This window comes from Glycomyces sp. NPDC046736 (genome assembly GCF_040645615.1).
In the GTDB taxonomy this organism is placed as follows: Bacteria; Actinomycetota; Actinomycetes; order Mycobacteriales; family Micromonosporaceae; genus Glycomyces.
The window spans coordinates 218,326-242,843 of sequence record NZ_JBEYYO010000004.1; the positions used below are offsets into that span (position 1 = coordinate 218,326).

The 24,518-nt window shown below is 62.1% G+C and carries 26 protein-coding genes and 3 pseudogenes; 19 read left to right on the plus strand and 10 right to left on the minus strand.

What is annotated here, in order from left to right; genetic code table 11:
• Window positions 1-292 precede the first annotated feature (292 nt).
• Window positions 293-2,575 carry a hypothetical protein gene (locus tag AB0B28_RS06500; protein ID WP_360117518.1) on the plus strand — a complete coding sequence of 761 codons (2,283 nt, stop codon included), beginning with the start codon at window positions 293-295 and terminating at the stop codon, window positions 2,573-2,575.
• A 35-nt stretch (window positions 2,576-2,610) separates the two neighbouring features.
• Here AB0B28_RS06500 and AB0B28_RS06505 read toward each other — a convergent pair whose 3' ends face one another.
• Window positions 2,611-3,333 carry a 5-formyltetrahydrofolate cyclo-ligase gene (locus AB0B28_RS06505; protein WP_360117521.1) on the minus strand — a complete coding sequence of 241 codons (723 nt, stop codon included), beginning with the start codon at window positions 3,331-3,333 and terminating at the stop codon, window positions 2,611-2,613.
• A gap of 23 nt (window positions 3,334-3,356) precedes the next feature.
• Window positions 3,357-4,526 (minus strand): helix-turn-helix transcriptional regulator, encoded by a 1,170-nt coding sequence (locus AB0B28_RS06510; RefSeq protein ID WP_360117524.1) that lies wholly within the window; start codon window positions 4,524-4,526, stop codon window positions 3,357-3,359.
• A gap of 214 nt (window positions 4,527-4,740) precedes the next feature.
• On the opposite strand from AB0B28_RS06510, the gene AB0B28_RS06515 reads away from it, so the two are divergent.
• The 9 genes from AB0B28_RS06515 (at window position 4,741) to AB0B28_RS06555 (ending at window position 9,815) form a co-directional block, all read left to right on the plus strand.
• Window positions 4,741-5,136 (plus strand): hypothetical protein, encoded by a 396-nt coding sequence (locus AB0B28_RS06515; protein ID WP_360117527.1) that lies wholly within the window; start codon window positions 4,741-4,743, stop codon window positions 5,134-5,136.
• Entirely contained in the window at window positions 5,133-5,483 is a 351-nt protein-coding gene (locus AB0B28_RS06520) for a hypothetical protein (protein WP_360117530.1), read from the plus strand. The genes AB0B28_RS06515 and AB0B28_RS06520 overlap by 4 nt, the downstream gene beginning before the upstream one ends.
• Before the next feature lie 5 nt (window positions 5,484-5,488).
• On the plus strand, window positions 5,489-5,812 hold the full coding sequence (locus AB0B28_RS06525) for a hypothetical protein (RefSeq protein WP_360117533.1): 324 nt from the start codon (window positions 5,489-5,491) through the stop codon (window positions 5,810-5,812).
• 49 nt (window positions 5,813-5,861) lie between these two features.
• Window positions 5,862-6,128 carry a hypothetical protein gene (locus AB0B28_RS06530; RefSeq protein WP_360117536.1) on the plus strand — a complete coding sequence of 89 codons (267 nt, stop codon included), beginning with the start codon at window positions 5,862-5,864 and terminating at the stop codon, window positions 6,126-6,128.
• A gap of 112 nt (window positions 6,129-6,240) precedes the next feature.
• Window positions 6,241-6,765 (plus strand): hypothetical protein, encoded by a 525-nt coding sequence (locus AB0B28_RS06535; RefSeq protein WP_360117539.1) that lies wholly within the window; start codon window positions 6,241-6,243, stop codon window positions 6,763-6,765.
• Complete coding sequence (locus AB0B28_RS06540; protein ID WP_360117542.1) at window positions 6,762-7,340, plus strand: hypothetical protein; 579 nt, start codon at window positions 6,762-6,764, stop codon at window positions 7,338-7,340. Before AB0B28_RS06535 ends, AB0B28_RS06540 begins: the two co-directional genes overlap by 4 nt.
• A gap of 151 nt (window positions 7,341-7,491) precedes the next feature.
• Window positions 7,492-7,749, plus strand: coding sequence for a hypothetical protein (locus tag AB0B28_RS06545; protein ID WP_360117545.1), 258 nt, complete (start codon window positions 7,492-7,494; stop codon window positions 7,747-7,749).
• Window positions 7,750-7,806: 57 nt separating this feature from the next.
• Window positions 7,807-8,763, plus strand: a complete 957-nt coding sequence (gene tgmB / locus AB0B28_RS06550) for an ATP-grasp ribosomal peptide maturase (RefSeq protein WP_360117547.1) — start codon at window positions 7,807-7,809, stop codon at window positions 8,761-8,763.
• The gene (locus AB0B28_RS06555; protein WP_360117550.1) at window positions 8,763-9,815 is read left to right on the plus strand and encodes a methyltransferase domain-containing protein; all 1,053 of its coding nucleotides are present in this window, start codon (window positions 8,763-8,765) and stop codon (window positions 9,813-9,815) included. The genes tgmB and AB0B28_RS06555 overlap by 1 nt, the downstream gene beginning before the upstream one ends.
• Window positions 9,816-9,895: 80 nt before the next feature.
• Here the strand turns inward: AB0B28_RS06555 and AB0B28_RS06560 are convergent.
• The 3 genes and pseudogenes from AB0B28_RS06560 to AB0B28_RS06570 form a co-directional block, all read right to left on the minus strand.
• Window positions 9,896-10,000, minus strand: a pseudogene (locus AB0B28_RS06560) (IS5/IS1182 family transposase); the annotation flags it as partial.
• A 719-nt stretch (window positions 10,001-10,719) separates the two neighbouring features.
• Window positions 10,720-11,031 (minus strand): transposase, encoded by a 312-nt coding sequence (locus AB0B28_RS06565; RefSeq protein WP_360117553.1) that lies wholly within the window; start codon window positions 11,029-11,031, stop codon window positions 10,720-10,722.
• Between the two features lie 141 nt (window positions 11,032-11,172).
• Window positions 11,173-11,636: pseudogene (locus AB0B28_RS06570) on the minus strand (transposase family protein); the annotation flags it as partial.
• 118 nt (window positions 11,637-11,754) lie between these two features.
• Between AB0B28_RS06570 and AB0B28_RS06575 the strand changes: the two are divergent.
• Together AB0B28_RS06575 and AB0B28_RS06580 are read left to right on the plus strand one after the other, a co-directional pair.
• Complete coding sequence (locus AB0B28_RS06575; RefSeq protein ID WP_360117556.1) at window positions 11,755-12,246, plus strand: DUF2975 domain-containing protein; 492 nt, start codon at window positions 11,755-11,757, stop codon at window positions 12,244-12,246.
• A complete protein-coding gene (locus AB0B28_RS06580; protein ID WP_360117559.1) occupies window positions 12,246-12,458 on the plus strand; it encodes a helix-turn-helix transcriptional regulator in 213 nt (70 codons plus the stop codon). Before AB0B28_RS06575 ends, AB0B28_RS06580 begins: the two co-directional genes overlap by 1 nt.
• 89 nt (window positions 12,459-12,547) lie before the next feature.
• Here the strand turns inward: AB0B28_RS06580 and AB0B28_RS06585 are convergent, their stop codons facing one another.
• Both AB0B28_RS06585 and AB0B28_RS06590 read right to left on the minus strand, forming a co-directional pair.
• Window positions 12,548-13,252 (minus strand): ABC transporter ATP-binding protein, encoded by a 705-nt coding sequence (locus AB0B28_RS06585; protein ID WP_360117784.1) that lies wholly within the window; start codon window positions 13,250-13,252, stop codon window positions 12,548-12,550.
• A gap of 298 nt (window positions 13,253-13,550) precedes the next feature.
• A pseudogene (locus AB0B28_RS06590) lies at window positions 13,551-13,703 on the minus strand (hypothetical protein); the annotation flags it as partial.
• Between the two features lie 231 nt (window positions 13,704-13,934).
• Between AB0B28_RS06590 and AB0B28_RS06595 the strand changes: the two are divergent.
• From AB0B28_RS06595 to AB0B28_RS06615, 5 genes are all read left to right on the plus strand, one after another.
• Complete coding sequence (locus AB0B28_RS06595; protein WP_360117562.1) at window positions 13,935-14,378, plus strand: hypothetical protein; 444 nt, start codon at window positions 13,935-13,937, stop codon at window positions 14,376-14,378.
• A gap of 4 nt (window positions 14,379-14,382) precedes the next feature.
• Window positions 14,383-15,405, plus strand: a complete 1,023-nt coding sequence (locus tag AB0B28_RS06600) for a hypothetical protein (protein ID WP_360117564.1) — start codon at window positions 14,383-14,385, stop codon at window positions 15,403-15,405.
• A 197-nt stretch (window positions 15,406-15,602) separates the two neighbouring features.
• Window positions 15,603-16,352, plus strand: coding sequence for a hypothetical protein (locus AB0B28_RS06605; protein ID WP_360117566.1), 750 nt, complete (start codon window positions 15,603-15,605; stop codon window positions 16,350-16,352).
• Window positions 16,353-16,479: 127 nt separating this feature from the next.
• Complete coding sequence (locus AB0B28_RS06610; protein ID WP_360117569.1) at window positions 16,480-17,709, plus strand: peptidoglycan-binding protein; 1,230 nt, start codon at window positions 16,480-16,482, stop codon at window positions 17,707-17,709.
• A gap of 47 nt (window positions 17,710-17,756) precedes the next feature.
• Window positions 17,757-18,896, plus strand: a complete 1,140-nt coding sequence (locus tag AB0B28_RS06615) for an ABC transporter permease (RefSeq protein WP_360117572.1) — start codon at window positions 17,757-17,759, stop codon at window positions 18,894-18,896.
• Between the two features lie 115 nt (window positions 18,897-19,011).
• Here the strand turns inward: AB0B28_RS06615 and AB0B28_RS06620 are convergent, their stop codons facing one another.
• From AB0B28_RS06620 to AB0B28_RS06630, 3 genes are all read right to left on the minus strand, one after another.
• Window positions 19,012-19,356: a hypothetical protein gene (locus tag AB0B28_RS06620; RefSeq protein ID WP_360117575.1), complete on the minus strand. Its 345-nt coding sequence runs from the start codon at window positions 19,354-19,356 to the stop codon at window positions 19,012-19,014.
• Between the two features lie 437 nt (window positions 19,357-19,793).
• Window positions 19,794-21,554 carry a pentapeptide repeat-containing protein gene (locus AB0B28_RS06625; RefSeq protein ID WP_360117578.1) on the minus strand — a complete coding sequence of 587 codons (1,761 nt, stop codon included), beginning with the start codon at window positions 21,552-21,554 and terminating at the stop codon, window positions 19,794-19,796.
• Window positions 21,555-21,886: 332 nt separating this feature from the next.
• Entirely contained in the window at window positions 21,887-22,831 is a 945-nt protein-coding gene (locus AB0B28_RS06630; RefSeq protein WP_360117581.1) for an IclR family transcriptional regulator C-terminal domain-containing protein, read from the minus strand.
• 275 nt (window positions 22,832-23,106) lie between these two features.
• On the opposite strand from AB0B28_RS06630, the gene AB0B28_RS06635 reads away from it, so the two are divergent.
• Together AB0B28_RS06635 and AB0B28_RS06640 are read left to right on the plus strand one after the other, a co-directional pair.
• Window positions 23,107-23,655, plus strand: a complete 549-nt coding sequence (locus AB0B28_RS06635) for a hypothetical protein (RefSeq protein ID WP_360117584.1) — start codon at window positions 23,107-23,109, stop codon at window positions 23,653-23,655.
• Entirely contained in the window at window positions 23,631-24,512 is an 882-nt protein-coding gene (locus tag AB0B28_RS06640) for a hypothetical protein (RefSeq protein WP_360117587.1), read from the plus strand. The genes AB0B28_RS06635 and AB0B28_RS06640 overlap by 25 nt, the downstream gene beginning before the upstream one ends.
• Window positions 24,513-24,518: the final 6 nt, after the last annotated feature.

The window sequence follows — 24,518 nt, forward strand, 5'->3', positions numbered from 1 at the left end:
GGTCGGGATCGGCAAGGTCAGCTCATCCGCCCGTGCCGCCTCGATGCGCAGCTTCGTGGAGGAGGCGCGGGCCAGCACAAACGGGAGCCAACCTTGTAGAGACGCGGCCCAGGCGCGGAGAGTTGCCGTAGACCTCGTCGCCGGTCCCCAATACCTCCGAGGGGCCGGCGGGGCCGGGGCCGGAAGGTCCCGGAGGTCGTGAGGGAACCAGATCAGCCCTCACCTTCTGTCAAAACCAACCTTCATGGGTTTAGTACTAGACCAGTTTGACGGAGTCAAATAGTCTTGAGAAATGACAGTAAAGCGCCCATCCATTAATTCTCTGGCGTTCGCTCTCGCCTTCTTCGTGGCAATTTCTGTGCTTTCATGGGTGTTTTGGATGATCTCTGGTTCAACCGGTAGCAGCAAGGCCCTCACAGTTTTCGCCGCGTCCGTGGGTATCGTTGGGGCGCTTTCGTCGATCGCTGGAATCGCAACGATGCCGCGCCGAGATGCGAAGACAGCGAAGGACCATGAAGCGGCGCTACGCGAAACTTGCCAAGACTCGTTTCGCCGGATTCTCCAGCAACAATGGTCTGCCGAAGCCATCACTCTTGGATTGCGCCCAAATCCGGTCAGAATTAAACTATCGCTTTTGGAAAAACTGGGAGACACACGTGCATCAAAACTAGCCCGCAAGCATCTTCAATCGAATGAAATCACCGTCTCAGACCTGCCGTTGTTTTGGAACAATCTCATACATCCGCGCCGACTTTATATCGTCGGTGAACCAGGAAGTGGGAAAACCTCCGCGGCCATTTTTTTGACGGACTACCTGAGTCATTCCAGTGAATCAACTGATCCATTTCCTGTGTATCTCAACATGGCAAGCTGGGATGGAGTATCGGGATTTCGTGAGTGGATCATCACCAGCGCGACGAAACGATTTCCCGTTCTTGCGACAAAACTTTCCGATCGCACCGTTGCTGAGGCACTCTATGATGAAAATCTAATCGTACCAGTCTTGGACGGATTGGATGAACTTGCTTCCCAAGAGCTACGTGCAACCGCGCTGCGTGCCCTGTACAACGTAGCAACCTCATCTGGAATACCATTCATTCTGACATCACAGTCATGTGTTGCAAACGACTCCAGCAATCAAATCGGCTTGACCACTCCAAACATGGTTGCAATGGCAATGCAGCCTATTGACCCTTCGGAGGTCATAGAATTTTTGACTATGGGGCAACTCGATGACGGTCATTGGGACGGCGTTGCGTCCGAGATCGCCAACCCTTTTAACCCAGTCGCCCAGTGCCTGACGAACCCGCTGATGGCATTTCTTTGCAAGCAGTCGTATCAAGACCGTAGTACAAATCCCGAGGATCTTCTGCAATTCAACTTTGCACACGAGGTAGAGATGCACCTGATCACTGGGTTTTTGCCCGCCAAGTACGGCAAGGCAGCGAAGCATGTGGGGAGAGATTCAAAGAAATCTCACCCCTACAGTTGGCCACAGGCGCTTCAGTGGCTGACTTTCCTTGCTGAGCATCTCCAACGAGATGACCGCAGCATCGATTGGTGGAGGCTGCCTACGATCCGGCGACATCGAGTTTGGGTAGGAGGAATTGAATCCGCAGTCCTTGCGGTCGCAAGTTGCATGCTTACTGGGTTGATTCTCGGAGGGATTCTCGCATACACACAAATTGTCCCGGATGTCGAAACAACTGGTGAGTTTGCGACAATAATGGAACGTGGACGTGCTCGTTTCCAGGACATGTACCAGCACGCGCATGCCCGAGGGCTTGAGATCGCGCTGTCTTCATTGGTAGCGGGACTCCTGGTCGTGATATCTATGTCAGGCCCGTTTGCACTACTCTTCGGTCTACCGACTATTCTCATTAATAAATCGCGCGAGAAAATTCCAGTTCAGATCGGATTCAGTTCAAAGAGTTTCCGACAGGCCATGCTCTATGTTAATTCGAGCGCGGGATTCTGGATCATCGGATCGAGTATTGGAGGACTGTTCCTAGCTGCATTCTTCGGCGGATTGGGCGAACACCTTTTCGGTGACAAACCAACCGACATCACTCTCGGAGACTCGATCGTTGTAACGGCGTGCGGACTTATTCTCGGAGTCATAGTTACTATATGGGTTTACGTATTCGGAATTATCGGCCAATTTGGTAGAATATTTGCAACTCCAGCGCACGAGGCAAGGAACTTTTCAAGCGCGAGAGCTTCAGTTCGCGATGGACGTTCAGCAACGATTCTCTCATGCTCTTCATTTTTTGCAGTTGGGTTTACTATCGTAGCGAGCATCGCCTTGCCGCTAATAGGTTGGCAAGGAGCGATCGTACTCGCAACTGCCTTCGGTCTCAGCGCCGCATTGCTTGGAATTTTCTATCATGACAACCCATGGCCGAGATACAAGATCTCACTGCTCGTCGCCTCGGGGCAGTGGAGCAAAAACTTGCCACGGAACTTCATTGAATTTCTCGAGGACGCGCATAGAAGAGGTGTTCTGCGGCAAGTTGGCGCATCCTATCAATTCCGGCACCAGCTCATTCAGGAGTACTTGATCCGGCGAACGTAGCGAACACGGTCGGAGTATTTGGCGAACCTCGCAGTTCAGCTTGGGCGTCGTGCTGCAAGGGCTGGGATCGCTTCGATTTTTTCTAGCGGGATGCGGCTCCAGTCAAGACCGTATGGGCGAGACGACTTCGGGCATTCGATGATCTTGCTAGGTGTGATGATCAGGTCCAAGCGGAAGTCGTGCTGTTCTTCGGGCAGGTCCTCATTGAGGACTTGGAGGTCGTGCACGGTGGTGGCGAGCACGGTGCGGTCGTCTACGAGGCCGGCGTCGGTCAGGATCGCGACTTCCAAGTCGGCGTATCCTGCGCCTTTTCCGATACGTACGCCGTTGGGGTTGACCGCGACGGATCCGGTGATGATGAAGTCGATGTGCCCCATCGGCTTCATCTGGTCGACTTCAACCGTTGGCGCGTACTCACTAGCGGTGACAGGCGTGGCGGCTTCCCGTGGTGGATGTTCCTCCAACAGCGGATTGAGGTAGTAGAACGGCTTTGCCTCGGCGAGCTTGGGGACGGCCATGAACAGGGTCTTCCCGGTTGCGAGGGCGAGTTCTCGCACGGGTGCCTGGGGTTTGTCCGGGTTGGCTTTCACTACCGTGGCTGCTCGCCACTGGGGCAGCGTCGCAAGATTGTTCGAGGCCGCTCCTGCTCCGTGAAAGTTTGGAATTCGACCGAAGGCCTCGGTAGCGACCGCCTGCTTTGAATCGAGGATGTGCCAGATGCGTTCGCGCACTTGCTGTTTGCTCTCGGAGCCACTCATCGCTGCCTCCCTATTGGTGCTCCCTAGGATGCCATGAGGCTGATCAGCCTGTCGTGGACCTCGCCGTCGCGAGGGAAGCCACGCAGGCGCAACTGGCGAGCGGCAGTAGCCGCGGCCTTCATACCGCCTCCTGAACGCGTGCGCTCCAGCTCATCTATTGCCAGGTGGAGGTGTGCGGCCGCGGAATCGAGGTCGCCCTGGCGGGTGTGGGCCGCGGCGAGATTGCTGAGGACGATCGCGTTGGATTTCTTACGCTGCACCCATGCTCCGTTGAGGAGTCGAATGGCGTCAGGAAGCGCGTCGAGCTGGAGCATACAGGATCCGGCCATTCTGGCGAAGGTCCGAGGGGAGCAGAGTTCAGCATGCGGGTCGGCTGGATCCACATGGCCGGCTAGGGTTTCGGCACTCTCCAGTGCCGCTTCACAAGCAGCGCGTTGGTTCGCGAACGCAAAGGATTCTGCTGCGTGAAGCAAAGCGAAAGCCGCGATGGGCGCCTGGCAGTCTCGTGACGCTTGGTCGAACTGGGTCGCCGCTCGGTCGGGACGGTGCTGACCATAGAGGGTGACCATGCCAGCACGGATACGTCCCAGTGCCAGCGTGTCCGGTTCTGCGGCGGCTTCTGCATGGTGAACGGCACTGGTGAAATAGCCCAGTGGCCCGCTCTGGTCGCGCCGTGCGGATGCGTCCCACAGGACTTGTCCCATCAGGATCGAGACTTCAGCGGCGGCGTGATGCAGGCGCCTTCGCGCTCGATCGTCCGTGGTTTGCGTTGGGAGGTTGACCAAGCGACCGTGCAGGTTCGCGGCTTCGGAAATCAGCAGTGCTGAAGGCGCATGGTCGTATTGGTCGCAGAGGGCGCGCACGCGATCGTGTAGGGATGCGGCCATCGACGTGTCAACCCGGTGTCCGCTGCCGGTCGCGCTGAGCGCGGCCTGCAGCTGCAAGTTCTCTTCTCCGGCACGCTCACTGACGACACCATCGGTCTCGGGCGGAGTAAGCGCCTGGTCGAGGTCGGCCAGGCTCAGGCCGAGTGCTACTGCGAGACCTGGCCGGAAGGCGGGTTGTGGTTCTCTCCTCCCTGATTCCCAGTTGCGTATGGTCGTCGGCTCAACTCCAAGTGCCCTGGCGAGGCTTTCCTGGGTATGACCACAGAGTTTGCGCGCTCTGATCAGCCCAATACGTCGCTGTGTCATGTTTCGCCTCCATCTGCGATCTATCATCCCAAGGCTATCTGCGCAGGTCAAGCTGGTCTTTCCCGGTTTCTTCCCGGTTTTTTCACGGTTGATGCGCTCGATCCTTCTCGACGCCAAGGGTTTGATGATGACGGAGGCTGTCGCACTGACGCTCTCCTGAAGGGACTGTGACAGACATTCCCAGACCACACCGCCTAGAGGGCTGGAGGAGCGGATGAACGAGACCGGAACCAAAATGGTCGAAGCCGCCGACGCGGTCGTGGCCGAGACTGTTCACGCCGCTGGAAAAGCGAATCGTATTGCTCCGCGCGCGCCGTCCCAACCGATCGAGCGCACGGTCCGCTCGATCGACACGGCGGTCACCGGGCTGACGATGCGGCTCACCGCATGCGATGGTGACTCACTGGTGCGCATCTCGCCCTGGAGCGTGGACTGGCCGTTGGTCGGTGAGGTCGACCGGATCGACAACGGCACCATCCAACCTCCGCGTCTAGCGATTCTCGACACCGAGGTTATCCCCGGCCTGTTCGACGCCTCCAAGACGATGCTCGCTGCCGCTGCCGCTGCCGCTGCCGCTGTCGCGCACGACCGCGAACGGGGGGCGTCATGAGCAACGCACCCGAGGTAGCAGAGCCGGAGGAGGGCGAAGCACCCGAACCCGAAGCGGTGGTCAGCATCGGCGAGTTCTGGGTGCCGAGGCTCGGCCTGCTGAAAGCGGCCCTTCCCGAGGATTCCGGCGCACCCTACCGCGCTGATCTGGCGTCGGAGCGGGTGACGTTCACACTGACCCACCCTGAGTTGTACCCGCGGATCGCGGTCGTGATCGGCCTCGACCCAGTGAACGCTGAATGGACGATCGTCCCCAGCTCCTGGCCCAAGGACCTCCGAGCGATTGCGATCGACCGAGCTGCGGGCCTGCGACGACGAGCGATGCTCCAGCAGGGCCGAACCCAGTGAGCGGCATGAGTCGGCACCGGATCGGTGAGTTCGAGTTGGAGGTCGGCGGCGGGGTGCATCGCTATCGGGTGTACGCCGTGGCCGAGGCGGGCGCGGTCGTCGTCTCCCGCGTGCATCCGGACCCCGACCGGGGACGGGACCTGGCCTCGGCGTCCGGACTCGACGGGGACCGTCCAAGGTTCGCGCTGCCGTCGAACTGGGACACGCTCCTCACTGAGGACGCCCAGGCGCAGATCGACGCGGCCTACTTCGACTGGCAAGTCGACGTAGCGGTTGCGGGCCTGCTGAACGAGTCCCGCGTGTGGGAGGGGCCTGCCGATGCCCAATAACCCACCACCGGTCGCGGATCTCGATCCGCCCCAGACGGCACGCCCTTTGGTGGGTACACGTCGCATCGCGGACCGGGACTTCACGTTCACGGTGTACAGCCCCGCGCTGGTCACGGTCACCGACCCCGAAGTACAGCACCGGTTCGTCGCGAACATCACCGTCTTGCCGCGTTCGGGCACGACCGTGCTGTACCACTCCTGGACTTATCGCGAGGTTTTCGGGGTGGACCGGTCCGACCCTGCCGGGCGCAGCGCCCGTGAGGCGTTGATCGCCGCCGCCCTAGAGGTACGCGACACCCCGCCGCCAGGCGACTGAAGTTCGCTGCCCTTTGACCGAGCGCGGACGCACAGTACTTGCTCTACCTCAGAGCGATGCCGAGGTCTCGCCACCCCCTCCAAATTCTTCGACATCTGACAGGAGCCCTCGCATGCAGCAGCCGTCCGCTGACCCCGACACCAATCCGAGCGTCACCGCCGCCATCGCCAACCTCCCGGAGCGTCAAACCCGACCTTCTGTCCAGCATGTTCGGCGCGTCGCCGACCGCATCGCGCGCCTCACCGTTGACGGCGGGTACCGGTTCGCCATCGACCACCGCGCCGACGAGCACGGCACACACCATTTCGGAATCTGGACTGACAGCGTCCACCACGCCGACGCTTTGGCCGGAACCGTGACCGTCACCCCCACCGGGGAGGTGACAGCCGCATGGACCAACGAGGGCAACTGGATCGGTCTACGCGAGCACACCGCGCCCGCCCGGCAGGTCCGCGACGCGATCGAGGAACTGGCCTCACTGTTGACCGCCGCCGAAGTCGTGGGCGGCGGCCACGTGGACCTGACCAACAGCGGTCACGCCCTCGTCCGCGCCCTCGGGACCGGGCCCTCCCGACACCACCCGACCAGCGGCCCGTGCACAACCCCGGACTGTCTCATTCCCCTGGCGGCAGCATGACAACCACCCTGGCACTCGGCCACTTCCGCTACGCCCTCGACCAGGCCGAAACCGACCCCGGATACGGTGGACCGCTCTCGGCTACGATGCTGCTGCGCCACCCTGGCGGCTCCGACCCGCTCGCCAGCCTCCAACGCCTCCACACCGACACACCGGAACTGGTCGTCTACCCGTGGGTGAACGCGAGCGAGCGTGCCCGACTGGAGACGTGGCGGCAGGTCATCCTCGCGCACGCCCAACACGTCTGGCGCACCCAGGCCGGCGCGACGAACGCCGCCGGAGGCGACCGGTGGCAGGACCGCCCGTTCGCCGCGTTGGGGATCGCCAACGGGGTCGCCATGATCGCGCTGGGCGTGTACTTCGTTGTCGTCCCCGCCCAGACGCCGCCGCTGGCCCTGGCCGCCCTCAGCGCCGTGATCTGCGCCGGGTCCTACCTCGGGGTGTTCTGGCTGCTCCTGGGAGTGCGACGCGCGATGCGCGTCACCTGGAGAGTCACCGCGCTCGCGGTGTCGTTTTGGGTCCTGGTCTATGCGTGGCTTCGCCTGCTCGACCATCTGTCCGGAGTGGCCTCGTGAATCCCTCGACTATCGCACGCCTGCCCGATGCCGGAGGAGACAGCGCCGACCACAACGCTGTCTCCTCAAAGTAACCGAGGCCGCCGACCGCTTCCCCGGGCATTGGACTCACCCCAATCGCAAGATCAAACACGACAAGGAGAAATACGACATGTTCGAGACGAACTCGTTCGCCGCCGCGCAGGTTCCCGGCGTCGGCATCAGTGCCGCGATCGCTACCCCGAGCACCTTCGGGGCGCAGCGCACCACCGCGACCGCGACGGTCATGAAGCCGGTCAATGGCGGGACCTACGACTTCGACCGGCAGGTGACGGTGGTCGAGGGTGCCCCGCTGGCGCACCAGGTGGCCGAGCGGACCCCGTACAACACCGTCTACGACTCCCAGGAGTTCACCGACCGCGAAGCCTAGATCAACCCCAGTGCGGGGGGCGGCTTCGGCCGTTCCCCGCCGTCCCTGGAGGCAACCATGACCGTTCTCGTTCTCACCCACCGCGCCGACCTCACCGCCGACCTCGTCGTCCTCGCACTCGAACAAATGGAAGTGCCCGTCCTACGGCTCAACCCCGGTGACACCGGCCGGTCGGTCGAGTTGGACGCTCGATTCGACAACGGCCGTTGGTACGGCCGACTCGCGTTCAAAGGACGCGAGCTGGCCCTGTCCGACATCTGCTCGATCTACTACCGCAGGCCAACCACATGGACCGGCCCCGAAGGCATGAGTGAAGCCGAAGCCGCCTGGGCGGCCGAAGAAGTCCGCGCCGGATTCGGCGGCGTCCTGATGAGCCTGCGCCAGTGCCGCTGGATCAACCACCCCCGGCTCGCCATGTGGGCCTCGAACAAACCCATACAGCTCGAAGCCGCCGCAAGGTCCGGATTCGAAGTCCCAGCCACGACCGTCACCAACAACGGCAGTCGGGCCGCCCAGTTCGCGACCAAACACTCCCCCGTGGTCTACAAGACCCTCGCTGGAACCCCGCGCGTCGAAGGCGGCGCGATCTACACGACACGCACCACCGCCGACGAGATCCGCACCGAGGCCGAGGCCGTCTCGTACGCTCTTCACCAGTTCCAACAGGAGATCCCCAAGCGGTACGAGGTTCGTCTGACCGTGGTCGACGGCCGCATGTTCGCCGCCCGCATCGACGCCGGAAGCGACCCGGCCCGGCTCGATTGGCGGCGCGATTACGACTCCGTGCGGCTCAGCGTCATCCAAGTCCCGGCCGCCGTTGAGCAATCGGTGCGCCGCTTCATGGACCACCTCGAACTTGTCTTCTCCACGTTCGACTTCATCGTGGACGACCAAGGACGCTGGATCTTCCTGGAGGCCAACACGAACGGCCAATGGGGATTCGTGGAGCAAGACACGAAACTGCCGATCGCCGCGGCCATCGCCGAAGCACTCACTAAAGGAGGCACCACCTGATGACACCCGACGCCCTCGCCGAACTTCTCGGCGGCACCGGAGCCATCACCAGTCCGAGCGTCTACGACGCCTTCAGCCGGGTCGACCGACACGCGTTCGTCCCCGAATGCTGGGTCCGCGACGCGACCGGAGTCAACACCTTCCTGAGCGACTCGACCGATCTCGATACGCGCCGGGCCTGGCTGGAAGTGGTCTACTCAGACGCTGCCCTGGTCACGAAAGTCGATGAGCGCGGCATCGCGCTCAGCTCGTCCTCACAACCGACGATCATGGCACGGATGCTCGAAGCACTCGACCTCAAACCCGGGCAACGGGTGTTGGAGATCGGCACCGGGACCGGGTACAACACCGCGCTCCTGTCCAAGATCGCCGGAGGAGGCCAGGTTTTCTCCATCGACATCGACCCCGCCCTAGTCGAACGAGCCCGGAAAGTCCTGGCCGAACAGGGCCACCACCCTGCTCTGACGGTCGGTGACGGCCGCGAAGGCTGGGCCGCAGGCGGGCCCTACGACCGACTCATCGCCACGTGCGAGACCAGCACGATCCCACCCGCGTGGCTGGCGCAGTGCCGCACCAGGGCCCGCATGGTCGTCAACATCGGCTACGGCAGCGCCGTTCTCACCAAGAACGCGGACGGTGGCGCTCAGGGGCGCTACCTCGAAGGCGTCGCCGCATTCATGCCCGCCCGCGACACCGCCCAAGGACCAGCCCCGACCACCGGGCTCAACCTCGACGCTTTGACCGACACCCCCGGCGCCACAGCGGAAGTCCCCGAGCAGGTCCACGGGAGGCCGTTCCACATGTTCCTCCACACGGTGCGACCCGACCTCATACAACTGCAACTCGACACCAGTCGGTCAGCCTTCGGCGACACACAAGGCCGACAGGTGGTCGTGAGCACCGACGCGACACGCGGCAGTGCCGATCTCTGGAACACCATTCAAGGCGAGTACATGCGCTGGCGGGCATGGGGCCACCCCGAACTACACCACCTCACCATCACCGTCGAGCCCGATGGGGCAACCAGGTTCGAGCCGGACGCGAACCTATGACGAACGAAAGCTAGATGTTGTCCCGTTATTAGTTGCGGGAGATGCTGATCGTGTGGATGGGTGTGACAGCTCGGTGTGGTTCAGGCGGTGCGGGCGAGGTTGTGCATTTGGGCGGTGCTGCTCATCGCGACCGCGATGCCGTTGCCGCGGAGGCGGCAATCGCGCAGGATCTTCCAGGTCTTCATGATGCTGTCGGTTAACGCAGGTTCCAGTCCTTTCGGTTGAAGACGGGCAAAGTGTGTTGTTCTGGTCATCGCGGCCTGGTGTCCCTAGGCCCAGACGTCGAGGCGGATGAGGTCGATCGCGGCGGCGAAGCAATGCCGAATATGTGTCTTCATCCGACCCTTTTAGTGGCTGCGGCAGATGCGGATCCGTCGCAGGACTTGGCTGATGGTTCCCTCGATCCCCGCACGTCGGTGATACCGCTCCTGCCACTCGGCAGTGGCTTCCTGGCCGATGCTCGGCGAGAGCCTGGTATTCGCGTTGGGGCAGAACGGAGAGCAGTCGGCCCCATTTGCTGTTGCCGGTGGCCTTGGTGCAGGCCGAGCGGAGCGGGCACGGGGCGCATGTCGCCGCCAACTGTCTGATCCAGTGGACTGGCTGTCAGGCGCGGTCGACACCGGCGTTTCAGCTGTGGGGCCGGTGCCCGCCGGGGCGCTTGGCCGTCCGGGTATCCCAATCGATGTTGAAGGCATCGTGCCCGAACTGGTCACCTGTCTAGCTAGCCGATCGTATGGAACCGAGGAACTCAACGCTGAGCGCGGAGGCGTCGAAGACCTTGGGGATGCTCATGTAGCCAGTGTCGGCGAGGACGGTCGACCTCGGCGACGTTGGTCGGGAGCCGCCACTGATCAATCGGCCGCGCATATCGCTGCTGCTGGTCGGCATCGATCCGCTCGGCGAGCTACTTCCGCGCGGCCGCCGGCAGCGCCTCCAATTCCAGCCGCAGCGTTTCGGCGACGAATTCCGTCCGGTTCAGACCCCGGGCGATCGAATCGATCCGGTCTCGCTCGAACGCCTCGGCTGTGGCGCGATCCGACAGCCCTTCGATGCATTGCAGCACAGAGACCAACGCCATCCGCCCCGGTGCGATCGCCGGCCGCCCGGTTCCCGAGAACGCCGACCGGAACCATTCATCAACGAACACCGGACCGAGCACCTCTCGCACTCGGATCGCCAGCGTCCCTTTCGAGAACGCCGCCGACACCAGCCGCACCGTCTACTCTGGAACGCCCTCGGTCGCAACCGAATCCAATGCCATCGCACCCTCCTGAGGGCCGGCGGGGTAAAGACCACGCCATACCGCAGTAGTTTCAGCATGAATGTCAGATTTCAGCGTTAACTGACGGCATCTCGTCATCCGCGCGCACGTGTACTCGATGCGGGCGCTGACGTGAGGCGTTGTGCTGCTTCTTCCAGGCAGGAAAGGCCTCGTTGGGGCGGCGGCAGTGAGGGCTGATCGCACTAGTGGCGATGTAGCCGCCGTCGCGGTTACCTGGCAGCGGGGTGTCCACCAGGGCGACGACCAGTTGGGTGTCGGGGTCGATGACGACTTGGTGGTTGGTCGAGTACCGGTAGTTCCCGGTTGCGGGTGAGGACGAGCGTGCCGTCGACGATGAGGACCGTGCCGGGTGCGAAGCGCCTGCGCGGCCGGAGGGCGAGTTTGAGACCGAGGTCGTCGATTATGCGGTCGGCGGCCGATTTCGAGATCCCGAGTAGCGGTGCGAGCAGGCGCATGGTCAGGTTGGTGCGCCAGTAGGCGACGGCTAGGAGCACCCGGTCGGCGAAGGGCCGGCCCGGCCGGGGCGCGTCGGCGCCATCGCGCTCCAACTCGCGCACACTCTCAGTGACGATGACTCACTAAGACCGAGAGTAGAAATCTATTGATTTTCGATCGATATCCATTGACTTTCGATGACACTTGAACGATAATCGATGCATGAAGGCGATCTCTCTCATCATCGTGCGGCTCGGGCTCGGCGGCGTGTTTCTGCTCAGTCTCTACGGCCAGCTCATTCTCATCCCCAGTGTGGACCCCTCGGGGTACCCCGGTTCCGAGGGCATTTCGTACCGGCTCTACGCCTATATGGCCGCAGCCGTACTCGGCCTCGTCTGTGTTCAGGTCATACTCTTCTCATCCTGGATGCTCCTCAATCTCATCCAACGTGACACCATCCTTACTGCCAAGGCATTTCGCTGGGTCGACGCTGTCATATGGGCGACCGGCGCAGCCGTCGCACTGGCAGGCGGGGTAGCCCTCCACTCGGCCATCACCGGCCGAGTCCGAGGTCCAATCGGGGTGTTCGACGAGTTCGACGCAATGATCCTGTGTGTCGGAGTGGGTATTGCCTTCGGTCTCCTCGTCATCATCTTGCGCGGACTATTGCGCAAGGCGATCGAGCTCAAGTCTGAGATCGCCGAGGTGATCTGATGGCAATCGTCGTGGACCTGGATGTCCTCCTTGTCAAGCGAGGTATGTCCGTCGGCGACTTTGCGGAGGCAGTCGGCATCACCCCGGCGAACGTCGCAGTCCTCAAGAATGGTCGCGCCAAGGCGGTCCGATTCAGCACCCTTGAATCGATCTGTCGCGTCCTCGAATGCCAGCCAGGGGACGTGCTCCGCTGGGAGTCTGACCAGGCCTGACCCAGGTCATATGCATTCGGTTGAACTCGCAACAGAAAGAAGTGATCGTGAAACATTTGCCGTTCACGCGATCAGCGAACAGGGCGTCACTATCTCGTAGGCGCCCACATTGGGTCGAGGGGCTGACATCCTCTTTCGGCCCATGCCGAGATGTGGTTGCCTTCGCGGAGGCTGCCGTCGCGGATGGTGACCGCGCGCTGGGCGCGTTCGGCGACCTCGTGGTCGTGGGTGATGATCAGGATCGTCAGGCCCTCGGCGTGCAGTTCGTCCAGTGTGGACATGATGGCGTCGGCGGTCTTCGAGTCGAGGTTGCCCGTGGGCTCGTCGCACAACAGCAGGCTCGGCCCGGCGGCGAGGGCACGGGCGATCGCCACCCTTTGGCGTTCACCACCGGAGAGGGTCGTCGGGAGCGCGTCGAGCCGGTGGGACAGGCCCACGAGTTCGAGTTTCTCGCGGGCGATCTGGCGCCGTTTGCGGCGCGGGATGCCCTGGTACACCAGGGACATGGCCACGTTCTCGGTGGCGGTGCGGTGGGCCATGAGGTGGAACGACTGGAAGATGAACCCGATCTTGCCCGCGCGCAACTGCGTGCGGTGCGCCTCCTTCATCTTCGAGGTGTCGTGGCCGTCGAGCCAGTAGGTGCCCGCAGTGGGGGCGTCGAGGAGGCCCAGGAGGTTGAGCAGCGTCGACTTGCCCGAACCGGAGGGGCCCACGATCGCGACGTACTCGCCATCGGCGACGCGCAGCTCGACCGGTTTGAGCGCTTCGACCGGCGGCGGCCCGGCGTAGGTCATGCCGACCCCGTCCAGCTCGATCAGGGCGCGGCCGCTCTCGCACGGCGCAGCGTCCGCGACCCGCGCGAACACGGCGGTGTCGCCGGGCGTAGAACGCCACCCAGCCGAATAACTCACGGTCGGCCCTTGTCCCACCGTGGGAAATCCCATGGGGCCCAGAATCAAAGGATTCAGTGGCTATGCATTGCCTACAACGGTTGGCGGGGATGGACTGATCGCCGACAAGCCCGAGGCGGTCAGCCAGAACTGCGAGCTGCATGTCGTTGCGAACGCCAAGCCGGTCTCGGAGTTCACCGATCCGACGGTGCATCTGCCGCTCCGTCACACCTTCTCTCCTGGCGATGGCCTTTCGAGTCATACCGGTGAGAAGTCGCTCGATGAGTTCGACCTCCCTGGGCGCAAGGGGAAGCGTGGCACTGAAGTTTTCAAGGGGGTTCAAGAGGTCCTCCATTAAGTTTGCTGACCGTAGTGTAGCCACTCCGCTCCTTTGATGGGGTACACGGATCTTCACGCACAGATATCGACGCTGGCTTGCGGCGGAGGTCCGGTTGGTGACATGCCTCTTGACGGCTGAACGCTTGCCATGCAGAGTGCTTGGGGTCAGCACAAAACAGACTGAGCGGTCGGCCGGACTGGACCTCCAACCGACCGCGAAGCGACGCCGATCGATGAAAGGATTCCAATGACCTCGAACGGCATCAAACACACACTACACCGCGCTGCAAGAGCGGCGATTGTTTTGGTCGCCAGCACGGGGCTGGTGCTCGGAGGCGCGACCGCCGCGTCCGCGGAAAGCCTCAACGGTGTCTGCGAATCGGGTGAGGGCTGCCAGTGGCGCCTGTCCAGCCAGAGCGGCGGGGTCGTCGACCAGGCCGGAACGATCTCCAACTACGCGAACTACACCTACCGCAGCACTAACGGTACAACGAACGGCTACAACGCCGACAACCGAGCGAGCGCACTCAGGTGCCGCGGTAACTCCTACGACAACAAGTTCTGGCAGCACAAAGATCAAGGAGGCTGGTACTTCAAAGTCTACCGCGGGGCGAGCTGGAACTTGACCGAGTATAAGGACGGAGAGTTCGACAACCGAATCTCCGGCATGAGCTGGTACGACTTCAGCTAGCGCAATGAGTTCCGCGACGCCGGGTGGTATCCACGCCCGGCGTCGCGTTTTAGGAGATGTGATGCCACGATCAAGTCGAATAGCTGGCCTTTGCACTGCACTCTTGTTGCTGTGTATTGTCGGTGCATGCTCTCTCGACAGTGCCGAGGAAATCCCGACGGTAGAGACTCCGGAGGCGCAAAGCACCATCGAGTTGACCTGGCCGGTTTACCAGGGGCTCGATATGGTTGGGTTCGAGCGAGCGCGGAGTCGCGCACTCGATGCATTGCTCGTGCAATGTATGAGTCGATTTGGTCTGGATTATCCGGCACCCGCCTACCGTGCTGACGATAGCCGCGACAACCGCTGGGACCATCATGCCTATCGACGATTTGGTGTCGACAGTATGGACGAGGCATCGAACTTCGGGTACATAAATCCGAGCACCGTCTATTTCGAAGAACAAAAGAAGCAGTTTGACGAGAGTGTCCAGTTCACTCCATCCCACGATCTCGTAATGTGGGGAAGTGAAGGAAAATCGACATCTGATGTAGATCCAAACGCTCTCGGAGACGATCCGGAATCCTTCAATGGTGTGGCGATCCCCGAAGGTGGCTGTATTGCCCAGGCCTATGTCGAACTTGAAGGCGATGATACCCCGGCTTCCATGTCGATGTTCAGTGGGGACCCCGATATCATCCAGGGGATAACTCTCTCGGCCTCTGCAAGATTCGAGGAAGACGACCGCGTTGACGAAGTCAACGCGGATTGGGCGGACTGTATGAGCGGCAAAGGATACGAATACGAATCCTGGGATGACCCTTTGGGCACCTTCACTCGCGAGAACGGCGCACCTACACGGAAGGAAATAGAAACCGCGACAGCCGATGTCGAATGTAAACACGAGATCAATCTTGTCGGAAGGCTCTATGCAATAGAAGCCGGATATCAGATCAAATTGATTGAGGAAAGGTCAATAGAAATAGAAGAGGTCAGAAACTGGATGGATTCGGCGGTCCGAAGGTACGAAGATGTCGCTGCCGGATAGCGATACCTGACCAGTTAGTCGATCGTAGATTCGAAACTATCTGAAAGCAAGTGACACGAATGAATAGACAGTGGGCACGAGTAGTAGGTGTTCTAGTGCTGGCTACGGGTGGAATGCTCGCCGCTTGTTCGAGTGATTCGGCTGGAGGAGGATCCGAATATCAAGAGCGTGAGTCGTTCCACCCGCTAGGTCAACCATTGATCGATGGATTCTACTTGGAAGGATTTGTTGAGTCGCGGGTCGCTGCAGTGAACGCGCTAGTGGAGGAGTGCGCGAGTGAGCATGGAGTCGGATTGCCATCAGAACTGCCGGGCGATATGGTCGAAGGCTACTTCCGTGCTGATTTCTTGTACGGGGTGGTAACTGCTGAGGAAGCCGGTGAATCGGGATACGAACCGTATCGTTTGGTCGACCCTCTGGCAGAAGTGACGGCGCAGGGCTGGAGCGAGGAGGTAGTTTCGGTCGTTCTTGGCACCGCGGACGTTGAAGGGGACTGGACCGGAGGATGTCTTGATGAAGCGGAGGCTGCCGTCGACGCGGACTCCACTGTCGGTTCAAATCCTCTCGCCGATGACGGCAAACTCCTTGTTGAGTTGCTTCTGGAACAGGCTTGGGGGTTGTCTGTTTTTGAGGAGGACGTGCAGGAGGTTCTTTCGGATTGGACTGAATGTATGAAGAACAGAGGATACGAGTACGGCAATTATTTTGAGCCTCCCCTGGATCAGCGATTCGCGCGAACCACATCTGAATCGCCATCTGACGAGGAATTGCAGACGGCCCTTGATGATGTCGAGTGCAAAGCCGAAACCAATATCTTTGGCGTGATCGGTCAGATCGACAATGCATTCCAGGAGCGACTCTCCGACATCAACGCCCAGCAGCTCAACGCGGAGCTTACTTGGATGGAGGCAGCTATCGAGCGGTATGAAGGGATCACCGCCCGATGAGCGGCAACGAGACTCGACCTCGACTACTAATGCGGAGAATGCGGGGTCGATAGTGAAAACCCAAGCTTGGCGAGGTCGTTCCGCAACGTTGAGCTATGTTGTTGCCGGATGTGTTGCATTGACGGCTGTGGCCTTCATCTTGGGCCGCAGCATCAAGTCTCCCGACCAGGTGGCAGCCGATGCTGCTGCTCCAGAGTATTCGACGGTCCTTGCGCAAGTCGAGTCCCGAGTGTTGCAGGAGACGCTACAACTGAGCGGTAGCGCAGGGTTTGAGTCCGGCTCTCAGGTTCTCGCGGCCGAAGTCGCCGGCGCCGGGCGACTCGTCGTGTCCTCAGTCGGCGTCGAGGCCGGTGAGGAAGCCCAGAACGGCCAAATGCTCGTCGCGGTCTCCGAGCGGCCCGTGTTTCTCCTTGAAGGGGAGTCCTTTGCATACAGGGACATGCGGCCAGGCTTGGATGGCGACGACATTTCACAGCTTCAGGCCGCTCTCAAGAGCCTCGGATATCAAGTCGACATCACCGGCCATTACGGTTCTTCGACCGCTGCGGCCGTCGAGGTCTTTTATGAGGACCGAGGATACGAAGCCTTGCGGGCCGGAGACCACGAGGCGCTCGACGCCGCCACTAAGGCCGTGGAAGATGCCGAGCGCGTTCACGACAGTGCTGAGGCGTCGCTGCGAGGTGCAGAAGTCGCAGAACCCCGTGACAATGAAGCGATCGCGGGCGCTGAAGCGGCTCTGATTGATGCCGAGGCAGGACTAGATTCTGCGGAAGAGACTCTGGCAGATCTTAAAGCGACGTCAGGGGCTGTGCTTCCTCTTAGCGAAGTGGTGTTCGCCAAAGAATTGCCGGTGAAGGTCAATTCGGTCTCAGCCACGAAGAATGACGTTGTCGTCGTTGGAGATCTTCTGATGTCCCTAGCACAGGGCAACCTAGGGGTGCATGCGGAGGTCAACCCGGTTGACGCGGAGAAGATCGAACCAGGGATGCAGGTGCTGCTCTCGGGGAATGGGGAGGAGATTGAGGGGACGGTTTCCGCAATTGAACAGCCCAAAGCCGTAGAAGGACAAGAGGAGACGCTGCTGCCGGTTCTTCACGTCGAAGCTGAAGTGCCGGAAGCTTGGGCGGGGACGGAGGTCTGGCTCTCCGTAGTACTTTCCACGACCGAGGCGGAAGTCATGGCCGTGCCTCAGACCGCTGTTTACACGTCCTCTGACGGGACCACCTCAGTGCTCCGGCAGAATGGCGACGGCTCCGAAAAGATCGTGGTTGAGCTCGGAGCTACCGGGAACGGATACATCGAGGTCATCTCAGCCGAAGTTCAAATCGGGGACTATGTCGTGGTCGGGCAGCGATGAGGAGGAGGGTCAGGTTCGGCGACCTGACTGGCGAAGCTGGGGCTGCGATGCTCGCAAAGCCGATGCGCGCCGCGCTCACTGCGCTTGGAACCGTCCTCGGTGTTGGTACCTTCGTGGTTGTCCTGGGCCTGACCTCTACCGCCACTGGTCAGATTTCTGAACGCTTTGACGCAATGAAGGCCACCGAGGTGGTGGCGGGTGACATGTCCGCTGAAGTTGGTGCCGAGGGCGATCCCTTCGGAACTGAGGCCGTGTCCCGCATCATGGGTGTGGAAGGTGTCGAGGCCGCAGGTGTCTATGTCCCGGGCAACGAGGCAGCGGTGACCGTGAATGCCGCCGCGGAGGCCGAAGGCGTGGTCGGCCTCGTTGCTGCGAGCCCCGAGGCCCTAGACATCGTCAATCCGCGCTTGGTGACTGGGCGACTGTTCGATCACGGTCACGAGAATCGGCGGGAACGCGTCACGCTACTCTCCAGTTCAGTTGCGAACCGGATGGGTGTTAATGATCTCGGCGCGCAACCCTCCGTGTACATCGACGGCTCGCCTTTCACGATCATCGGGATCTATGATGATGTCGAACGCCGTGTCGATGAGATGCTTCTGACCGCGGTCATACCGCTCGCCGCAGACGAGGACCTTCATGGCGACCAGACGTTGCCCCGCAGCCTGCTGATCGAGACCCGCAACGGGGCTGCGCCTCGCGTCGCTGAGCAGTTGGCGGTCGCGCTCGATCCCGCTCGTCCCGACCGCTACGAGGTGCCTGCGGTCTACGACGCCACGCACCTCTCAGAAGATGTCAACACCGACCTGGGGGTGCTGTTCCTCGCGCTCGCGGGCATCTGCCTGCTTATCGGCCTCGTTGGAATCGCGAATACGACCCTAGTGGCGGTAACTGAGCGCATCGGCGAGTACGGCTTGCGACGTGCATTGGGCGCCAAGGGGAGACATATCTTTATACAGGTTATGGTGGAATCCGGAATGCTAGGTTGCGTTGGCGGAGTGGTCGGAGTATCTCTCGGTGTGTTCGGTGTTGTAGGAGTCGCGTTTGCCAAGCAGTGGACGGCAATCATGGACGCGTGGCTGATGCTCGCCGCGCCGGGAGTCGGACTTGCAGTCGGTGTCCTTGCCGGCCTGTGGCCCGCCTGGCGCGCGTCTCGAATTCAGCCCGCGGACGCTCTGCGTCGTTAGCGAATACACCGCACTACTCAGATTGTCCGTCTCAAGAACGCCCGCCGGGAACTTGCTCTGCGCTTAAGGGGCGGGGCCGCCGCCCACCTCAGTGGCCCCGCTGAAGGAAACAAGTTCAGACGCGGCCCTGCTCGGCTGCGTGGATCAGGATCGCTTCGGACTCGATCCGCCAACGGCGTTTGCGGAGGTTGTCAACAGCGAACGCCGACGGCTCGCAGAGGAGAACGACATGCGGCGTAGAGCCCTGTTCTAGCTCGAGGTCGCGGCGATGCCGCTCCTTATCGCAGCGCCGCTCCTGATCGAAGGAAGCCGGTCCGCGCTCCGCGAAACGGAACTCGACCAGCTGGAAGTATTGGCAACGCACTACCGCAATTGGAACGAACACACAGGAGGCGGACCTCACCTGCGCACTGTCCTCGCTCAGATTGACCAGCTCGCCGCGAAAGTGCAAACCCGACACGCCTGGGCGAAATCTTGCCTCGGAGAGCTCACTCAATTTCGCAGCGCCACCGACCGCGCCCCCGGAACGCGGATGCCAGCGGCGATGACGGCAGCTCCTTTGACGACGCAGAGTTCGTAGGAACCACCGATACCCGACTGCTCGAACTGGAGTAAGACGACCGACACCTCGCCAGCGAAGCGGCTCAGTCGATCGAAACTGCCATCGCCGCTCGGGACCTTCGCAAGCTCCGAGCGCTTTCACTCGACCTGCTTGGGCTCGCACAAGTCCGGATGTTGCGAGGCGAACTCGAAGAAGCCTGCCTCCAAGGATACCGAGCGGTGGACACCGCATCGAGAATCAGCTCCAAGCATGTCCGCACGAAACTGGAGAACCTGCGCTCGCCGCCGTCGGGCGGGCTGTCCTAGGCGACCTATGGGCCTGCTTCACGTTCCCCGTCACCCTGCGGCAGGCATTGCCTCGAGGCGTCCCCATCCGGGGCTGACCGGGTCGGGAACAAGACCCCACCCGTGGGGAAGGTCGTGCCCAAGGCCGAGCTGCAGCCGAACCCCGCACCTTCGCAACGCCTCAGCTAGGGTCGACTGGCTCCCATGGAACGCACCCTGAAACTGCGTGTCCTCGAAGCGCGTGTCATTGCTGAAGGCAGCCTCTCCAAAATCCGCATTGCTGGTGAAGGTTGCGCCTATGAAGTACCCGCCCTTGCGGAAGTTCACGCCCATGAAGTGCGCATCGCCGCCGAAGGTCGCGTGACTGAAGCCCGCGTCGCCAGTGAAGGTCACACCCCTGAAGCCCGCGTCGCCGGTGAAGGTCACACCCCTGAAGCCCGCGTCGCCACCGAAGGCCGCGTCCGCAAAGATCGCGTCGCTGGTGAAGGTCACGACCGAGAAAAGCGCGTTGTCGCTGAAGATCGCGTCCGCGAAGGCCGCGTGGCCGGTGAAACTCGCACCCAGAAAGACCGCATCGCCGGTGAAGGCGGCGTCCCCGAAGTACGCGATGCCACTGAAGACCGCGTGCTCGAAGACCGCGACACCTCTGAAGGTCGTATGGCTGAAGACCGCCTCACCGGTGAAGGTCACGCTTGAGAAGTGCGCGTTTCTGGTGAAGGTGGCGTTGTCGAAGGCCGCGTTGCCGGTGAAGGCCGCGTCCGCGAAGAGCGCGTCGTGCATGAAGGTTGCGTGCCTGAATTGCGCGCTCGTGGTGAAGGTCGCGTTGTCGAATCGCGCGGTCCTGCTGAAGGTTGCATTGTCGAAGACCGCGACGCCGCTGACGGTCGCGTGCCTGAATCGCGCGATGTTGGTGAAGGCGGCGTTCTCGAAGGCCGCGTCGCCGGTGAAGGTGGCGCCGGTGAAATCGGCCTGGTTGAGGTGGCATTTGCGGAAGTCGACGGTGTCGAGGTTGGCGCCTCGCAAGTTCAGTCGTGTGTGCTCTTCCCAGTACATGCCTGGGCTGTCAGGGGTGAGGTGGCGTTGCAAGATCTCCTGGGCGGTCTGACGGACTTCTGCCTCGTCGTCGCTCTCCCCGAGCTCGGCGGGTGGGGGGCCGATGGGCTCGAACTGCCGTGCCGAAAGTGGTGTGGGCGGTGTCGTTGTCGGTGGGTTGTAGGCGCGGCGCAGGTAGGCGCAGACCTCATCGACCACGACCTGGCGGAGTTCAGGGTGGAGCTGTCCAATGCTTTCAAGGTTGTGAAGGCCGCCGATGCGCACGGCGGGGTGGCCTGAGCCGAGCTGCTCGACTGCGCGGACCCGGGAGTCGGTGATCCGCCGCTGCAGGGCGTCCTCCTCGATGTGGGCTTGGCGGCGTCGCTCTTCTTCTCGGCGTTGGCGCGCCTCATCCTCGAGATGTTCTTGCCGGCGCTGTTCATCGGCCTGGGCTTTGGCGGTGGCGCGTTCGTGATGGATCTGGCGGCGGATGGTCACGGCCAAGGCCACGAGTACGGCGAGGCCGCCGGTGATAGCGAAAGCGTTGCGCAGCGCTTGCGCCTTCATCCGCGCGATTGCGAGCTCCTGTGCGGCAACCTCCCGCTTGGTAAAGCCTGCGTTCTCGGTGAGGGGATCGGGAAGGAAATCGATGAAGGCGAAGTACAGAACGAGGACGAGCCAGATGATCCCGGCGAGGGCGAGTGCTGCGATCCAGATCCAGTCAGGGCGAGACTCCTCAGGAGGTGAGGAGTCGGCCGCCGGGGGTGAGGGCGAGGTCATCGATTGAGCGTACGGTCCGCGCCAGGCGTGCAGAACCCCCAGGCTGAACGGCAGCCGTCTGAAGACCCGGCTCGCCTGGCCCAGAATTGACAGACATCGCCCCCACCGCCCAAGGAACATCCTCATGCCGCACCCATCGAAGACGACCGGAAGTGCGACGAGTGGCTACTGCGGAACTTGAAACCAGCTCATTTTGTGTCGGTCAGCCCAGTAGTACGTCGTCACCACCAACGACCATGAGGACCGAACGCTCGTCGATCACATCGCGTTGCACCTGGGAGGCATCAGCCGAAGATTCCACAAGTCGATCCTCATCATCCGGATTGCCGCAGTCATTGCGGTGATGGGTCCGTGCGACGGAGTGGCCCGTCGATGAGGTTGGACAGCGCTGTGGCTGCACGGTAGAGATGTGCTTCGAGGATGCGCATGTCGGGTACTGGCGTGTCGATGTGGGTTGAGGTCGTCAGTGCGATGCGTTCGTCGGTGCGAGCGCCGTTGTGGACGAGGATTGCGAGGCAGGTACAGCACTCGCGGTATTGACCGGCGGAGGCGTAGATGTGGGCCGGTTCACGAACGAGCACCGATTCCAGCTCCGTCATCGAGGTGATCGTCTTCGGCGTGTACTGCTCCATTCCATGGGTGCGCAGGTACCGCGTGCGCTGAACCTCGTCGAGCCAGGCCAGCGCGGCTTGGCCTCCGGCGGTGGCGTGAGCTGCTTTGGGACTGGTGTCGGCCAGGCGTGAGGAGCCGTCCGGGTCCTGGTGGACATGCGAGATGACGAGTCCCTCTTCCTGAGAGAGGGTGAAAAGGCCCGCGTCGCGGCCCGAGCTGGCGACGAAGGCGGCGAGCACGGCGTCGATCTCGCTGTCGCTTGCGGTGCATACGGGCAGCAGCATCCCGTCAGAGTCAAGCCGGAACCTACCGCTGCCAGCAGCGGTCTCGGTGATGACGTTGAACTCGATGCCGATGCCGATCGCGGACTTCGCTGAGTAGAGGTTGATGTTGAGTTCGTCGGCGAGCTCGGTCGGTGTCAGGCCGTGCGGTGCCTTGCGGAGGTGGTCGAGTACGGTTTGGAATCCCCGGACCAGCGGTTCTCCTCCGGCGACGGTGGGTCCGGGGTTGTATTGCCGGAAGACGTCGCGGATGAGCCAGCCTCCTTCGGTGAGGACGTCGAGGTGGGTGCGGAGCGTCTGATCGGACATCACGTCGCCGCCCTCGGTGAGCAGGCGGCGTAGTTGTTTGGTCGTGCGGCCCGGATTCGCCAGCACGGTTTGCATGATGTGCAGGGTCCGCTCGGAGACGTGGACCTGTCGGCTTCGATTCGGACTTTCGCGTGTATCCATGCCCTGTACCCCCTGATCCAGGTGATGTCGGTGATTCGGCGTGTGGCTGCGGAATCGGATCGCGCGGAGGCCGAAAGTCTCGATTTTTCTAGTTCTGCTGGAAACGTCGCCTTGACGAAACCGGCTCTCGACCTGGTGATCACTGTCCGCTATCTGACACGATCATTTGCGTGATTACTCATGTTACGCACCGCACTGTGATAGCGCCGATGTTCGCGACGCTCGTCCTGCTTGCTGCGGCAGCCTGTTCGGAATCGTCTCCTGACGACGCCGCCTCCTCGGCCGACGAGACCCCCTCGACGGCGACAGCACCTCTTCCGCCCGAAACGATCAACGACCCCGAAGCGGCGGCGATCGCCGCCTACACCCGCTACTGGGACACCCTTATGTCCGCGTTCGCCGACCCCGATGGCGATCTGTCGGAGTATGAGGCGATCGCTGAGGGTCAGGCGCTGGAGCACGCGCAGGCCACTGAGGAGGGCTGGATCGCCGAGGGCGTCCATGGCGGCGGGGCGATCGTCCATCACGTCGAAGTCAAGGAATCGCTGCTCACCGACGAGGTGCAGCAGGTCGTCCTCGTCGACTGCGCCGACACCACCGGGACACAGGTTTTCGGTGCCGACGGTGAGCCTGTCGAAGGCGAAGTCTACGGATACCGCGAGATCCAGAGCCGCGTCGAGTTGCTTGACGGGTTCTGGATCGTCACGGTCATGGCAGTACAGGAGATCGGATCATGCACGCCCGACGACGATTCTTGACCTGGCTCGGTGCCATCGCCGTCGCGTCATGTGCTGGCGTAGCGGTCCTGCCGCGAGGTGTGCTCGCTGACCCGCTGGGCCCGGAGTGCTCCGATGCGACCGATTCGTGCGAGGTGGTCGCGGAGCACCCCGGCAGTCCGGATGGGTCGAGCGGGTCCGAAGGCAGCGGCGGCGATAGCGCGAGCGAAGGCGGCGGATCCGGTGGGGATGCTGGCGGGTTGAGCGATTGCACGTCGGCGGTCGTGGATACCGATGCCGATACTCACCCTTCGGCCGGTGCTCGACCCGCGGGTGATGACTATGTGCTCGTTGTCGAAACCTGCGCTTTGCCTTCGGGCGCGTCGGTTCAGTCGGCCGAATGGTTGGAGCTGGGTGCTGACGGGCAACTGCAGATCCGGGCCGAAGTGCTCGCACAACGGGCGATCGACCGTCTCCACTTGCCGCAGCCGGTCATGGACACCTCGCCGGAGTCGAAGCAGCTTGTGCACCTGCCGATCTGGCTCGCTGTCACCGAAGCCTCATGGGAAGTCCAGTCCGCCACCGCGTCGGTGCCGGGGTTGACGGTGACAGCGACTGCGACGCCCGTGTTGGCGTCGTGGTCGATGGGCAACGGCGACAGCAGGAAATGCACCGGGCCGGGCACGGTGTGGACGCCGGCAGCAGGCGAAACGGACTCCTCCCCGGACTGCGGGTACCTCTACGAGCAAGTCACCGAGGCGGATGCAGAGGTCACGGTAACCGTGACTTGGGAAATCCGCTGGTCGGGGGGCGGGGAGTCCGGTTCGGTACCGGATATGACGACCACAGCGCAGACAACGTGGCCGGTCATCGAATCGCAATCGCTGGTCCAGCGATAGCAGAAA